Consider the following 13,511-nt stretch of genomic DNA (forward strand, 5'->3'; position numbering starts at 1 on the left):
GCAAATTTCTAGTCATAGAATGATTATGCGGGGAAAACTGCGCAGTCTATCGCGGCGCCTTCGCCGGCGTTTCGCTTCCATAGACAGCGGCCAGTTGCGTCATCGAAGCATGGATGATGCCGGCCGCTTCTTTTTATGGCGAAAGGGCTGGGTTTCAGAAGGTTGATCGCGTTTTTCTAGCAACTTAGTGAAAAAGCCCGCTTTTTGAGAAAAAAGATTTTGATGATGTCTTGATGTGAGAAAGCCATTGGTATGATAGGCTGCTTCGTGAACGTGAGATGGGCATGAGGGCGGTGGGCGTGCGCATAAACTGAAACGAAGGGCCATGAGGAGGGATGGGATTGAACACATTTTCCGATATTGTGCAGACGATGCCGCCATATTTGTTCTCCCGATTTCAGAAGAAAAAAGAAGAACTGCTCCAGCGAGGGGTCGATGTCATTGATTTAGGGATCGGCGCCCCCGATTTGCCGCCTCCTTCCTTTGTCATCGAAGCGTTGAAAGAAGCGCTCGATGCACCAGAACACTATACGTATTCGCCATATGGCGGCTGCAGGGAGTATCGGGAAGCGGTCGCGCGTTTTTATGAACGGGAATATGGCGTCAAGCTCGATCCCGAGACCGAGGTGTTGGCGTTAATTGGCTCGAAAGAAGGAATCGTCCATTTGCTGCAAGCCGTTCTCAATCCCGGCGAGCTCGCCTTAGTGCCTGATCCGGGCTATCCCGTCTACCGGACGGCGGTCCATTTTGCCCGCGGCCAGAGCCTATCGCTTCCGCTCGATGCGCAACATGGCTACGCGCCTCGGTTTGATGCGCTTCCCTCGTCCGTTTATGACCAAGCGAAAATCATGTTTCTCAATTATCCGAGCAATCCGACGGCCGCCACGGTCGATTTGAGCGTGTTGGCTGAAGCCGTTTCCCTTGCCCGTCAGCACCAGATGTTCATTGCCCATGATGCGGCCTACTCGTTTGTGACGTTTGCCGGTTTTCGGGCGCCGAGCATTTTGCAGGTGGACGGAGCAAAGGAAGTGGCGGTGGAATTCGGCTCGTTGTCCAAAAGCTATAACATGGCCGGTTGCCGCATCGGATATGTGGTCGGAAATCGCGACATGATTCGCGCGCTTTCGGTGATCAAAAGCAACACAGATACGTGCCAGTTTATTCCGATCCAGAAGGCGGCGGTGGCCGCTTTGACGAACGGACGGACGTTTATTCGAGAAAATAGCCGCATTTATGAACAACGCATGAATATGATGGTCGAGAGGCTTCGAGAACTAGGCATCGACGTGCAGCGGCCGAAAGCGACCTTTTTCTTGTGGATTCCGGTCTATGACGGATACTCGTCCGAACGATTTGCCGCCAAACTGCTGGAAGAAGCGGGAGTCATCGTAACACCGGGAACAGCGTTTGGACCCGCAGGGGAAGGATATGTCCGCGTATCGCTGTCAGCGCCGATGGAGCGTCTGCAGCAAGCTGTTGAACGATGGAAGCAAGTGGATTGGGAGGAATCGGCGCCATGAAGCGAACGATGCATCACATCACGGTGGCTCAAGCCATCGTTGAATGTTTCAAACAGGAACAAATCCGTTATGTGTTTGGTGTGCCGGGGGAAAGTTATTTGCCCCTGCTGGATGCCATCTATGATGAGCCATCCATCGAGTTCATCTCCGCCCGCCATGAAGGGGGTGCTTCCTTTATGGCGGAAGGGTATGCGAAAGCGTCGCGGAAGTGCGGCGTCGTGCTGGCGACAAGAGCGGTTGGCGGGGCGAATTTAACGATCGGCGTCCATACCGCGAGGCAAGATTCCACTCCGATGGTCGTGTTTTTGGGGCAAGTGAACAGCCGTTTCCTAGGGCGTGAAGGATTTCAGGAAGTCGACATGGAAACGTTTTTTCGTCCGATCGCAAAATGGGTGGTTGAAATTCGCGAAGCCGAGCGGGTGCCGGAGTTGGTGCAACGGGCGTTTCGCACCGCGAAAACAGGGCGGCCCGGCCCCGTCGTCGTTTCACTTCCGGAAGATGTATTTTCCAAAACGATAACGGAAGCAGCGATGGCTGAAATTCATGTGCCGAAGCCGGCCCCAAGGCAAGAAGATATACAGAACATTGAAGAGATTCTGAAGCGCGCTAAACGGCCGCTCGTGATTGCCGGCGGCGGCGTCAAATGGTCGGGAGCGGAGCAGTTGCTGCGTTTATGGGCGGAAAAGTATGCACTTCCGGTAATGGCGGCATTCCGGCGGCATGACGTATTTCCCCATAATCATCCGTGCTATGTCGGCCACCTAGGTCTAGGAACGCCCAAAGCGATCATGGAAACGGCCGAGCAGGCGGATGTGGTGATGGCGTTGGGGACGCGGCTGTCGGAAGTGACGACGCAAGATTACCGTTTGTTCTCTTCCGATCAGACGCTGATTCACATCGATATCGACAGCGATGGATTCGGAAAAGTGTATGCGCCAGATATCGCGGTTTGGGCTGACTGTCGGGAAGCGCTGTCCCGTTTGCTTGATCTCGCGGTGCGGCCGTCTTGGCAGGAATGGGCGGCCGAACGGAGGAAACGATACGAACAAACAGCCGTGCTGCCGCTTGAAAAACGAAATCTCTATGAAGCGGTCATGGCGAGTTTGGGGCGTCATTTGCCGAAAAATGCAGTCATTACGAACGATGCCGGGAATTTCGCCGGTTGGCTTCATGCTTTTTTCCCGTTTGGGGATGGGCACACGTACATCGGCCCGACGTCAGGAGCGATGGGATATGGCATGCCCGCTGCCATTGGCGCAAAACTGGCCTTTCCCGACCGGACCGTCGTTTCTTTATCCGGGGATGGCGGCTTTATGATGACGGTGCAGGAGTTGGAAACGGCCGCTCGGTACGATATTCCGATCATCAGCATTGTGTTTAACAATCATATGTACGGCACCATCCGCATGCATCAAGAACTGCAGTTCCCGGGGCGGGTCATCGGCACCGATTTAGGCCGCTTGTCGTTTGCCCGGTTGGCGGAATGCTTGAACGGCTGCGGATTCCAAGTACAGACGGAACACCAGTTCACAGAAGCGCTTCTGTTGGCGCTTGGCGCCAAGAAGCCGACGGTGATTGAAGTGTTGACGGATCCGGATCACATCTCGGTGACCGCAACGATCCAGGACTTACGGGCCAAGAAGAAGACATAATGATCACGTGGCGTTCAATGTATAAATTATCTCAATAAATCTTGTAGGAAAAATGGGGGAGTATACAGTGAAAATCCAAAACTATATCAATGGAGAATGGAAGGAGCCAAGCACCGGACAATTTGCGCCGGTGGTCAATCCGGCGACGGGGGAAACGATTGCCGAGGTGGCGATGTCGGGGCCACACGATATCGATGAAGCGGTTCAGGCAGCCAAAGCAGCGCAAAAACGGTGGGCGCTCGTGCCGGCGCCGAAACGCGCGGAAGTTTTATATAGAGTCGGGATGTTGCTAAAGGAGCGGAAAGAACAATTGGCCCGGCTGTTGACGATGGAAATGGGGAAAGTGATTGAGGAAGCGCGCGGCGAAGTACAGGAAGGCATTGATATGGCGTTTTACATGGCCGGAGAAGGACGGCGGTTGTTTGGCGATACGACGCCGTCTGAACTGAAAGACAAATTTGCCATGAGCGTCCGCGTACCGGTTGGAGTGGTCGGCATCATTACGCCATGGAATTTCCCGATTGCGATCGCTACTTGGAAGTCATTTCCAGCCATTGTTGCCGGCAATGCGGTCGTATGGAAGCCAGCGCCCGAAACACCGATCATGGCGCAGGAATTAGCCCGCATTTTTGAAGAAGCGGGCTTGCCGCCGGGAGTGTTTCATGTGGTCCACGGTGACGGGTCGACAGCTGGCAATGCGCTTGTCGAACATCCAGATGTCCAGGTCATCTCATTTACTGGATCGAATGAAGTAGGGCGGATGATTGCGGAAAAATGCGGACGGCTGTTGAAAAAGGTGTCGCTTGAAATGGGAGGAAAAAACGCCGTCATTGTGATGGATGATGCGGATTTGACATTGGCGGTTGACGGCATCGTCTGGAGTGCGTTCGGTACATCAGGCCAGCGGTGTACGGCGTGCAGCCGGGTCATCGTTCATGAGCGGGTGAAACAGGAGCTTGAACGGCGTCTGCTTGAAGCCGTGAAAACATTGAAAATCGGCAACGGGCTGGATGAAACGGTCAAAGTTGGACCCGTCATCCATGAAGAGGCGCTGCAAAAAATTGACCGCTACGTGCGCATTGGCGTAGAAGAAGGGGCGAAACTGCTTGTGGGCGGCTATATATTGCAGGAGGGCGACTATGCGCGCGGTTTTTATTACGCGCCCACGATTTTCACCGATGTCACGCCGAATATGCGCATCGCCCGCGAAGAAATTTTCGGCCCGGTCGTGTCGATCATTTCCGTCCGCAGTTTGGACGAAGCGATCGCCGTCAACAACAGCGTCGATTATGGGCTGTCAAGCGCCATTTTCACACGCGATGTCAACAATGTATTCCGAGCGATGCGCGATTTGGACACCGGCATCGTGTATGTCAACGCCGGCACAACGGGAGCGGAAATTCATTTGCCGTTCGGCGGCACGAAAGGGACGGGCAACGGCCACCGCGACTCCGGGGTCGCGGCGCTTGACGTATTCACCGAATGGCGGAGCATTTATGTCGATTTCAGCGGGAAGCTGCAACGGGCGCAAATCGATACCGATGATTGAACCGTGCTGTCGCTTGCAACATGGCCGGCAAAAGAGAAGCGAAGATCAACGTGGAACCTATCGTGAATCGCAGCAGCGGCCGCGGCAAAGATGCGAAAAAAGCGGCTGCCATGTGAGTGTATGGAAAAGAATGGGTAACAGAGGGGGAAAGAACGATGAAAGTGCTCGTGCTTGGTGCGGGGTTGATGGGCAAAGAAGCAGCGCGCGATTTAGTGCAAAGCCCAGACGTTGAGGCGGTGACATTGGCGGATGTCGATTTGGCTAAGGCGGAGGAAACGGTGCGGCAGCTTCATTCCGAAAAGCTTGCCGCCGTGCGGGTGGATGCGGGCGATCAACAGCAGCTGTCGGCTTCCATGAAAGGGCACGATGTGGTTGTCAACGCTTTGTTTTACCAGTTTAACGAAACGGTGGCGAAAACGGCCATTGCAGCTGGCGTCCATTCTGTCGATTTAGGCGGTCATATCGGCCATATCACCGATCGGGTGCTTGAGCTGCATGAACAAGCCCAAGCCGCTGGGGTGACGATCATCCCCGACCTTGGCGTCGCACCCGGAATGATCAACATTTTATCCGGCTATGGGGCGAGTCAACTCGATGAGGTGGAATCCATCTTGCTGTATGTTGGCGGCATCCCTGTCCGCCCCGAACCGCCGCTGGAGTACAACCATGTGTTTTCGCTCGAGGGGCTGCTTGACCATTACACCGATCCGGCCTTGATCATCCGCAACGGCCAAAAGCAGGACGTGCCGTCCCTTTCGGAAGTCGAGCCGATTTATTTCGACCGGTTCGGGCCGCTTGAAGCGTTTCACACCTCAGGCGGGACGTCGACGCTCTCGCGCTCGTTTCCGAACTTGAAGCGGCTCGAGTACAAAACGATCCGCTACCGCGGCCATGCGGAAAAATGCAAGCTGCTTGTCGATTTGAACTTGACGCGCAACGATGTGGAAGTTGAGGTCAATGGATGCAAAGTCAAGCCGCGCGATGTGCTGCTTTCCGTCCTGAAGCCGCTGCTTGATTTGAAAGGAAAAGATGATGTGGTGCTGCTTCGGGTCATCGTCGGCGGTAGAAAAGATGGAAAGGAAACGGTGCTTGAATACGAAACCGTCACGTTCAATGACCGCGAAAATAAGGTGACGGCGATGGCGCGTACGACGGCCTACACAATCTCCGCTGTCGCTCAGCTCATCGGCCGCGGGGTGATCACAAAGCGCGGCGTCTATCCGCCGGAGCAAATCGTTCCGGGGGATGTGTATATGGACGAGATGAAAAAACGCGGCGTTATGATCAGTGAGAAGCGAACCGTTCGTTGATGAAAAGAGGAGGATCAGAAAAAGCGTAAAAATGCTCTGAACGGGAAAAAGACGTTGTGGATGAAAAAAGCAACAGAAAACAAGCCGTTCGAGAAAGAACAAGATGTAACAAACGCCCGTTTCCAACCGGAAGGCGGGCGTTTGTCGATGTCGGCGGCGAAAGCGGCGGTGCGGCGGATTTCTTCTAGCTGCGCCATTTTGGCCGTCGACGTCTCTCGTTTGCGCCAAGCGAGAAAGAGGAAGGCGACGAACATAAGTGCCATAGCGACGAGAAATGGTGCCTTCGTGGAAACAGCATGACCGAGAACGCCGGACAGCACCGGAGCGACGCCCCCATAACGTGAGCGTTATATGTTTATCAATAGGTATTTGGGATAGAAAATAATCGAAATGGGAGGCATGATACAAAATAAGGATGTCCCAGCGAGGAGTAGGACATCCATTGGCCTTGGGAGGGAAGTGTTGCTGTTAAGCAAAAGTTAGGAGGGAAATCAAAACTTTGTTTCCGCTTTTTTGGCTTCGAGCCCTTCTTTGACCGCCGCTTCAATTTCTTGATAACTTGTGCAGCGGCAAATGTTTGACTCCAGCCATTCTTGAATCGCCGCCTCGTCGGCGTTCGGATGCCGCTCGATGAGCGCGTGGGCGTTCATAATGAATCCAGGAGTGCAATAGCCGCACTGAAAAGCAAAGTGGCGGACGAAGGCGTGTTGAATGGGGGCATCATCGAGCCCTTCGATTGTGGTGATTTCTTTGCCGACTGTCTCAATAGCGAGCATCATGCATGATTTAATCGGGGTGCCATTAACCAAAACGGTGCAGGCGCCGCAGTCGCCGTTCAAACAGCCTGGTTTGGCGCCGGTCAATCCAAGGTGATCGCGCAAAACAAACAGCAGCGTTTCGGCTTGGCGAGCGACGATCGATCTTCGTTCTCCATTCACGTGCAGCACAAGCTCCCGCTTTGTCGTTTCCTCCATGTCCGCATGTTCACCTCCTGTTTAGACGGTTTCTCCGTCTCCGAGCTCACGAAGCATATCTTCAAGCAGCTGTGCGGCCACGAACAGCCGGTAGTCTGCCGAGCCTTCGATATCGTGCAAAATCGGGCGCGGGAAAGCGTCAACCGCTGCTTGGATTCGTTCACCAACTGGGCGGCTCCGGTCGTTCAAGTGCGCCTCGACTTCAGCGGAGCGGAACGGGAACGGACAGACGCCGCTTAAGGCAATGCGAACCGTCCGGTCTTTTTTCAGCGCTGCAATCGTCACAAGCGGGTAGCCGACTTCCCCTTGCTTGCGGCGCTTGCGATGGAAATGGGGCAGAGCGGCGGCGGCGCGATCAACCTTGAATTGGACGATAAATTCACCGCGGCCGAGCTGCAGCTGTTGTTGATGAAACCAATCGTTGAAGCGGCATTGCCGAATGCCGTATGGTCCGGCGATGATGGCATCCGCCTCGGCGACGAATAGCGGCAGTGCGGTCTCACGGTAAAAAATTTGCCCGCAGATGTTGCCGCCGAGCGTAATTTGGTTGCGTGCAGTCCGGTCGGCCACTTCTCTCGCCGCTTTTGTTAGCAATGGGAACAGGTTTGCTTCCTCAAGTTCAGTGAGTGAGAGCGCTGCTCCGAGCACGAGAGAATCATTGCTGACATCAAGTGTCCGACATTCAGGGATCGCTTTTATATCAATGACGGCGGCGGTTCGCACAAGGTTCAAACGAGACAACGTGATGATCTCCGTGCCGCCGCCGTAGTAGAGCGGTCGTTTTCCATCCTGCTCAAGCGCCGCAAACAGCGCTGTCGCTTCGGCGATCGATTGAGGCCGGTAGTAGGCAAAGTCAAACGGAACCATCGGAATCTCCTTTCTGTTTCCGCCAAATGAGCTCCGGCACAAGCGGCAGTTCATTGAGCGGCACGCCGGCAGCGAGCGACAAGGCGTTTGCCAAGGCGGCGGGCATCCCGATCAAGCCATGTTCGCCGATGCCGCGAGCGCCGTATGGGGCATCGATTTGCGGAGTTTCGACAAACTCTACGATGTACTCTGGATGTTCGCCGAAGCGGATCGGCCGGTATGTGCGCAGCTGCGGGTTCAAGACGCGTTGTTCTTTGTCAAACAGAAACCCTTCGCGGCTGGCAAAGCTTAGCCCCATGCTCATCGCCCCCATCGCCTGGCCAAGCGCTGCCTTTGGGTTGAGCACTTTGCCGGCGTCAATGACCGCATACGCTTTGACAATGCGATACGTGTAGTCGCGGCGGTTGAACTCAATTTCCACTCCTTCGGCGCCTACCCCCCATTCCGGGCCCGGCTTGCCGGCGCCGGTCTCTGGGTCAAGCGGGGTCAAGTGGCGCAAAATGTAGTGGCCGCGCCCGATCACTTGCCCGCCGATGGCGTTGCCGTTCGGAAACTTGTAGCCATAGGCGATGTCTTTGATCGGAAGAAAGATGGCCGGGTCATCGCGCAAAAAGACGCGCCCGAAACCAACTTCCAAATCGTCCGGCGAGGCCCGCAAGACGCAGGCGGCGATGTCTTTTAACTGACGGATGGCGTCATCGGCAGCGGCAAGCGCGGCGCGTCCGGCCATAAACGTCCCGCGGCTGGCGACCGTTTTCCAATGTTCCGGTGTCGTTTGCGTGTCGATATCCATTTTGACATGGACACAATCGACGTCCATCTTCAGCCGTTCGGCAACGATTTGCGCGAGCACCGTTTTCGTGCCGGTGCCGATTTCGACGACGCCGGAGATGACGTTGACGCTGCCGTCGGAGTTGAACGTTAAGATGACGCCCGAGCTGGCATCTGTGTCGATCGTCGATGTTTTCCAGCCGGCGCTGATCCCCTTTGCTCTTACCGTATAGGCGTCCAATTCCACGCGCTGCCACTCGTCCCAACGCATCAGCTCGCGCAATCGGTCGAGGCAGGCCGTCATGTTGCCGACGTTGCTTTTTGTGAGCCGTACTTGCGTTGGGGTCGTATGTCCCGGGCGAATGGCATTTTTGCGCCGCACTTCCCATGGGTCAAGCTGCAGCGTCCACGCCAATTCATCGATGGCCCGCTCGACGGCAAATGCCTGTTCACAATGGCCAAAACTGCGAAACGGCGTCGCGTACGGGCGATTCGTATAGACGCACAATGAATCACAAACAACGTTTTCGACATGGTATGGGCCGGTGCAATCGACGGCTGCCGCGCGGCTGACATCGATCGCCTTGTCGGAATAAGCCCCGCCGTCAAATAGAAATAAAATTTCCATCGCTTTGAAGATGCCGTCTCTCGTCGCTCCGATTTTGACGGTTGCCTCCAAACCGATATGGACGGGCGACGTGACCATGTCATGTTCGCGGCTGTTCCATATGCTCACTTTTCGGCCGCCGACCGCTTTCGAGGCAAGGTAGGCGAGCAGTTCAATCTGGACGGGCGCCTTGCCGCCGTAGGCGCCGCCGACAAGCGGCGTATGGACGATGACTTTGCCGGTTTCTTCGCCAAAATACGTATGAAGCAACTTCTTGATCATAAACGGTGACTGTGAGGAGGCGGAAATATGGATCGTGCCGTCCGGCCAAATTTCCGCCGTGGCGCAGCGTGTTTCCATTGCGATATGGTCGGAAGGGGCGAACGATACGCTCGTTTCGACGATGACGTCGCTTTCAGCAAACCCTTGTTTAATGTTGCCTTTTCGGATTTTCGTCCGGTGGGCGACGTTTGTCCCTGGCTCAGGATGAGTCGTTTTGTTTTTTTCATAGCGGTCGAGATGTTCATGCAATAATGGGGCGCCTTCTTTCAACGCCTCACTCGGTGAACCGACGGCCGGAAGCGGTTCGTAAACGATGCGGACGAGGCGGGCCGCTTGTTCGGCTTGCGCGAGCGTATCGGCGACGACGACGGCGACGACTTCGCCATAGTAGCGCACTTTGTCGACGGCGATCGGCGGACGATCGCGCATGTCTTCACCGGTGAGCGGAAGCCCCTCGCCGGTCACAACAGCATGGACGCCGTGGGCGGCGATCGCGCGGCGTGCATCCAGCGAGAGGATGCGCGCATGGGCGTATGGACTTGTCACCAAAGCGGCATGAAGCATCCCTTGTTCTTTGAAATCGTTCGTATATTTCGCTCGGCCGGTCACTTTATCCCACGCTTCTTTGCGGATGATGCTTTTACCGACGGCCACGGTGGCGTCCCTCCTTTTCTTCTCGATCCATGACGGCACGCTTATAATCATCTTTCGTGTCAATGTCGATGCCGGCCGTTTCGTCGCCTTCATACAAAAGGCCGCACCAGTGGGGATCGCGAAAGAGAGAGCGCCCTCCGGCATCGCCCTTTAGAGAAAGCAGGGAAGGAAACATCTGTTTTCCAAAAATGACTGGGGGCATCGGCGTGCCGAAGCGGGCGAAGGCGACATAATCAGGACGGTGCCGGCGATAAAGGTCGGCAAGCACATCAATCATTTCAGACGTGACAAACGGCTGATCGGCGAGCAGCACAGCGGCGGCGTCGGCCCCAGCAGCGAGCGCTTCTTGCAGGCCGCAGGCAAGCGAATGCGCCTGCCCGCGGTGATGGACTGCGCAGCGGACGAAGCGGCACTTTTCATGATTCCGAAGCTCGACCGGAAGCCACGCGAGCGCATCGTCTGGAGGAATGACGACGATGACCGGTGCAAGGCGGGAACGAAGCGCCGCTTTAAGGACGGCGGCGCCAAGCGTGCTTTCCCCCCAAGGCAAAGCGCGTTTATCCGTTCCCATTCGTCGGCTTTCCCCGGCTGCTAAATAAATGGCGGCAATGGAAACCTGGTTCATCGTTCCGCCCTCGTCAACCGTCCGCGAAGCACGCTGATCAGCTCCGCGGTGATGCTCACGGCGATTTCGTGCGGACCGCGTGCGCCGATGGAAATCCCTGCTGGCGAACGGACAAATGGAGGCGTCGAGCCGGAAGGAAAGAGGCGGTCCGTGCGCCGCCGCGGCCCGAGCACGCCAAGATAGGCGAGCGGTTTGTCAGCCAACAACGAGACGAGTTCGCGGTCGCGTTCAAATTGGTGGGTCATCACGACGACAAAGTCGCGTTCATTCAAGTGGAGCGCTGGCACTGTTTCATGCGGAAAGCCAATCACCCATGCATCAGCGTCCGGCACATGGGATGGGTGGCAAAACGCTGGGCGCCAATCGCTTACGGTAACGGAAAATCCCGCCGCTTTGGCTGCCAAGACGAGCGGCGGGGCGTCCGGCCCGGCGCCGAAAATGACGAGGCGCGGTTTTGGCCAAAAGTGCTGGATGTAAAACGTTTCCCCGTCCGCTTCGTACAACCCGTTTTGTCCTTGGTAAAACGGCGTGCCTTGAAGCCATTCGCGCCATTCCGGACGCGGCGTCCGGCAGCAGCCGCCGAATTGTTCCCCTGTTTCGCTTTGGAAAAACGGCCGTTCGTTTGGATGCACGACGCTTCGGACCATCAGTACATGTTCACCGCGGTCAAGGCAACGCTTGAGCGCCAGCCAATCATGCCTTGTGTCGCTTGTGACCGGCTCGAGCCAAATGAGGACGAGGCCGTTGCATCCGGCGCCTTGCCCCCAAGATGAATCGTCTTCGGCGCGCAAGTCGAATGAAACGGCCGCCGCCTGGCGGCGGGTCAATATATCGATGGCGTGCACGGCTACCGCTTCTTCAAGGCAGCCGCCGCTAAGCAGGCCGATTGTTTTGCCATCGGCGTCAATCCACATGCATGTTCCTTCTTTTTGATAAGCCGAGCCTTCCACTTGAATGATGAAGGCCAGCACACCATCGCCTGGCGCGCCGGCGATCGCTTCGAGCACAGCATAGTAGCTCTCCATGCTCATCCTCCTTTCGCATTGCGCCAAAGGCGGCTAAGCTGTTGAAAGCGCCTTGGGGATGATGCATCAACTTTCGCAATGGCTGTAAGCGGAGGCATCGGGTCGTTCCCCTTTTTAACGTAATTTCCGAAAGAAGCCTCCCGCCTCAAGGAACGTGAAGGGCACAGCCCAGTGAGTAGGCGGGAGATGAATTTCGGTTGCCAATCGCCAACGAATATATGATAGTCTATGGTTAGAACGGACACCTTCGGAATGAAGGGAAGCGTAAAGGGTTCTTGTGTGTGGCTTACCGTTCAGCAAACACGCACAAGTCGCTTGAAGCCTCCACCTCTAAGCGAAGTGTAGGTGGCGGGTAGTTCACTAAAGAGCTCTGCTATCATTATATTCCTGTAACAAATGCCCATGACTGAAAAACAAAAGAAGCCAGCCGTCATCGGCTAGCTTCCTTGCTTTGGATCTGTTTTTCCTTTTCCGAGCCGTCCGGCCCGCTTCGCTGCTTCCCGCAGCAAAAACTCGATCTGGGCGTTGACGCTGCGGAATTCATCTTGCGCCCATTGTTCGAGCGCGGCATATAATTCATGGTCAATGCGAAGGGGAAATTGTTTTTTCTTTGTCATCGCACTCCACAACCGTTAATATAGACTCCCGGCATTGATGACCGGCTGAGTGGCGCGCTCGGAAACGATCGCTACCATCAAGTTGTTCACCATGGCGGCCTTCCGTTCATCATCTAACTCTAAAACATTTTCTTTGTCAAGTTGTTCAATCGCCATTTGCGCCATCGAGACGGCGCCTTCGACGATTTTTTTTCGAGCGGCCAAAATGGCGGCGGCTTGCTGGCGTTGGAGCATGGCGCCCGCGATTTCCGGCGAGTAGGCCAAGTGGGTGAGGCGCGCTTCCATCACGTCAACTCCGGCAATGCGCAGCCGTTCTTGCAATTCTGCGGCAAGCACATCGGAAATGACATCCGCATTGCCGCGCAGCGTAATGTCGTTGTCGTCGTCAAACGTGTCGTACGGATATTTCGTCGCTACATGGCGGATGGCCGCTTCGCTTTGAATTTCAACGAACTGTTCGTAATCATCAACATCGAACACCGCTTTTGCCGAATCGATGACGCGAAAGACGACGACAGCGGCGATTTCAATAGGATTGCCTTGAACATCGTTCACTTTCAGCTTGTTGCTTGTGAAGTTGCGCACGCGCAGCGATACTTTTGTCCGGATAGTGAGCGGCACAGTGAAAAACAGCCCGCTGTCGCGGATCGTGCCGAAATAGCGGCCAAAAAAGGTGAGTACTTTCGCTTGGTTCGGCTGCACAATCGTGATGCCAGTCGCCAAGAAGGCGGCAAGAACGAAGCAGAAAACGGCCAATAAGAGCTGAACTTGAATAAGGCTGACAAAACCAGCCATAACGAAAAGGGCGACGCATCCGATGCCGATAAATCCATCCATGCGCCATGCTTCTTGTTCTCTCATCCCTATCCCCCTTATAATGTTGATTTGATATGTATATGATATCATACAATCAAAAAAATGGAAACCTTAAGATGAGAAGGTGGAGTGGTCGATGGCTCGCCGCGAGGCGCATGTTTCCCATGATTTTTCATCCAAAAACATCAAGGGCGATCGTTCATCCTGTTAATGTTTTAATGTACTAAAAAATGGGAATTGAT

At 55.2% G+C, this 13,511-nt stretch carries 12 protein-coding genes; 5 read left to right on the forward strand and 7 right to left on the reverse strand.

Translation table 11 applies throughout. The annotated features are described in order from the left end of the window. Positions 1–341 precede the first annotated feature (341 nt). The 5 genes from BJQ97_RS02345 (at position 342) to BJQ97_RS17285 (ending at position 6,331) form a co-directional block, all read left to right on the forward strand. The gene (locus tag BJQ97_RS02345; RefSeq protein ID WP_160155358.1) at positions 342–1,520 is read left to right on the forward strand and encodes an aminotransferase class I/II-fold pyridoxal phosphate-dependent enzyme; all 1,179 of its coding nucleotides are present in this window, start codon (positions 342–344) and stop codon (positions 1,518–1,520) included. Then, positions 1,517–3,172 (forward strand): thiamine pyrophosphate-binding protein, encoded by a 1,656-nt coding sequence (locus BJQ97_RS02350; RefSeq protein ID WP_160155359.1) that lies wholly within the window; start codon positions 1,517–1,519, stop codon positions 3,170–3,172. Before BJQ97_RS02345 ends, BJQ97_RS02350 begins: the two co-directional genes overlap by 4 nt. A 67-nt stretch (positions 3,173–3,239) precedes the next feature. After that, a complete protein-coding gene (locus BJQ97_RS02355; protein WP_160155360.1) occupies positions 3,240–4,721 on the forward strand; it encodes an aldehyde dehydrogenase family protein in 1,482 nt (493 codons plus the stop codon). A 155-nt stretch (positions 4,722–4,876) separates the two neighbouring features. Beyond that, entirely contained in the window at positions 4,877–6,031 is a 1,155-nt protein-coding gene (locus BJQ97_RS02360; protein WP_160155361.1) for a saccharopine dehydrogenase family protein, read from the forward strand. Between the two features lie 60 nt (positions 6,032–6,091). After that, complete coding sequence (locus BJQ97_RS17285; protein ID WP_201451653.1) at positions 6,092–6,331, forward strand: hypothetical protein; 240 nt, start codon at positions 6,092–6,094, stop codon at positions 6,329–6,331. 191 nt (positions 6,332–6,522) lie between these two features. Here BJQ97_RS17285 and BJQ97_RS02370 read toward each other — a convergent pair whose 3' ends face one another. From BJQ97_RS02370 to BJQ97_RS02400, 7 genes are all read right to left on the reverse strand, one after another. After that, positions 6,523–7,005: a (2Fe-2S)-binding protein gene (locus BJQ97_RS02370; RefSeq protein ID WP_160155362.1), complete on the reverse strand. Its 483-nt coding sequence runs from the start codon at positions 7,003–7,005 to the stop codon at positions 6,523–6,525. 21 nt (positions 7,006–7,026) lie between these two features. Continuing rightward, complete coding sequence (locus BJQ97_RS02375; protein ID WP_160155363.1) at positions 7,027–7,872, reverse strand: FAD binding domain-containing protein; 846 nt, start codon at positions 7,870–7,872, stop codon at positions 7,027–7,029. Next, on the reverse strand, positions 7,859–10,186 hold the full coding sequence (locus tag BJQ97_RS02380; protein WP_160155364.1) for a xanthine dehydrogenase family protein molybdopterin-binding subunit: 2,328 nt from the start codon (positions 10,184–10,186) through the stop codon (positions 7,859–7,861). The genes BJQ97_RS02375 and BJQ97_RS02380 overlap by 14 nt, the downstream gene beginning before the upstream one ends. Further along, positions 10,173–10,811, reverse strand: coding sequence for a xanthine dehydrogenase accessory protein PucB (gene pucB / locus BJQ97_RS02385; RefSeq protein ID WP_160155365.1), 639 nt, complete (start codon positions 10,809–10,811; stop codon positions 10,173–10,175). Before pucB ends, BJQ97_RS02380 begins: the two co-directional genes overlap by 14 nt. Then, the gene (locus BJQ97_RS02390) at positions 10,808–11,836 is read right to left on the reverse strand and encodes an XdhC family protein (RefSeq protein WP_160155366.1); all 1,029 of its coding nucleotides are present in this window, start codon (positions 11,834–11,836) and stop codon (positions 10,808–10,810) included. Before BJQ97_RS02390 ends, pucB begins: the two co-directional genes overlap by 4 nt. A 437-nt stretch (positions 11,837–12,273) precedes the next feature. Further along, entirely contained in the window at positions 12,274–12,453 is a 180-nt protein-coding gene (locus tag BJQ97_RS02395) for a type II toxin-antitoxin system antitoxin (protein ID WP_044732368.1), read from the reverse strand. Positions 12,454–12,468: 15 nt separating this feature from the next. After that, positions 12,469–13,314 (reverse strand): SPFH domain-containing protein, encoded by an 846-nt coding sequence (locus BJQ97_RS02400; RefSeq protein ID WP_160155367.1) that lies wholly within the window; start codon positions 13,312–13,314, stop codon positions 12,469–12,471. Positions 13,315–13,511 lie beyond the last annotated feature (197 nt).

It is taken from the genome of Geobacillus sp. TFV-3, from assembly GCF_009901865.1.
Lineage (GTDB): Bacteria > Bacillota > Bacilli > Bacillales > Anoxybacillaceae > Geobacillus > Geobacillus thermoleovorans_A.

Excerpts from the sequence above, each read along its gene's own strand:
- BJQ97_RS02350 (WP_160155359.1), top strand. The coding sequence starts at position 1,517 with ATGAAGCGAACGATGCATCACATCACGGTGGCTCAAGCCATCGTTGAA.
- BJQ97_RS02360 (WP_160155361.1), top strand. The coding sequence starts at position 4,877 with ATGAAAGTGCTCGTGCTTGGTGCGGGGTTGATGGGCAAAGAAGCAGCG.
- BJQ97_RS17285 (WP_201451653.1), top strand. The coding sequence starts at position 6,092 with ATGAAAAAAGCAACAGAAAACAAGCCGTTCGAGAAAGAACAAGATGTA.
- BJQ97_RS02370 (WP_160155362.1), bottom strand. The coding sequence starts at position 7,005 with ATGGAGGAAACGACAAAGCGGGAGCTTGTGCTGCACGTGAATGGAGAA.
- BJQ97_RS02375 (WP_160155363.1), bottom strand. The coding sequence starts at position 7,872 with ATGGTTCCGTTTGACTTTGCCTACTACCGGCCTCAATCGATCGCCGAA.
- pucB (WP_160155365.1), bottom strand. The coding sequence starts at position 10,811 with ATGAACCAGGTTTCCATTGCCGCCATTTATTTAGCAGCCGGGGAAAGC.
- BJQ97_RS02390 (WP_160155366.1), bottom strand. The coding sequence starts at position 11,836 with ATGGAGAGCTACTATGCTGTGCTCGAAGCGATCGCCGGCGCGCCAGGC.
- BJQ97_RS02395 (WP_044732368.1), bottom strand. The coding sequence starts at position 12,453 with ATGACAAAGAAAAAACAATTTCCCCTTCGCATTGACCATGAATTATAT.
- BJQ97_RS02400 (WP_160155367.1), bottom strand. The coding sequence starts at position 13,314 with ATGAGAGAACAAGAAGCATGGCGCATGGATGGATTTATCGGCATCGGA.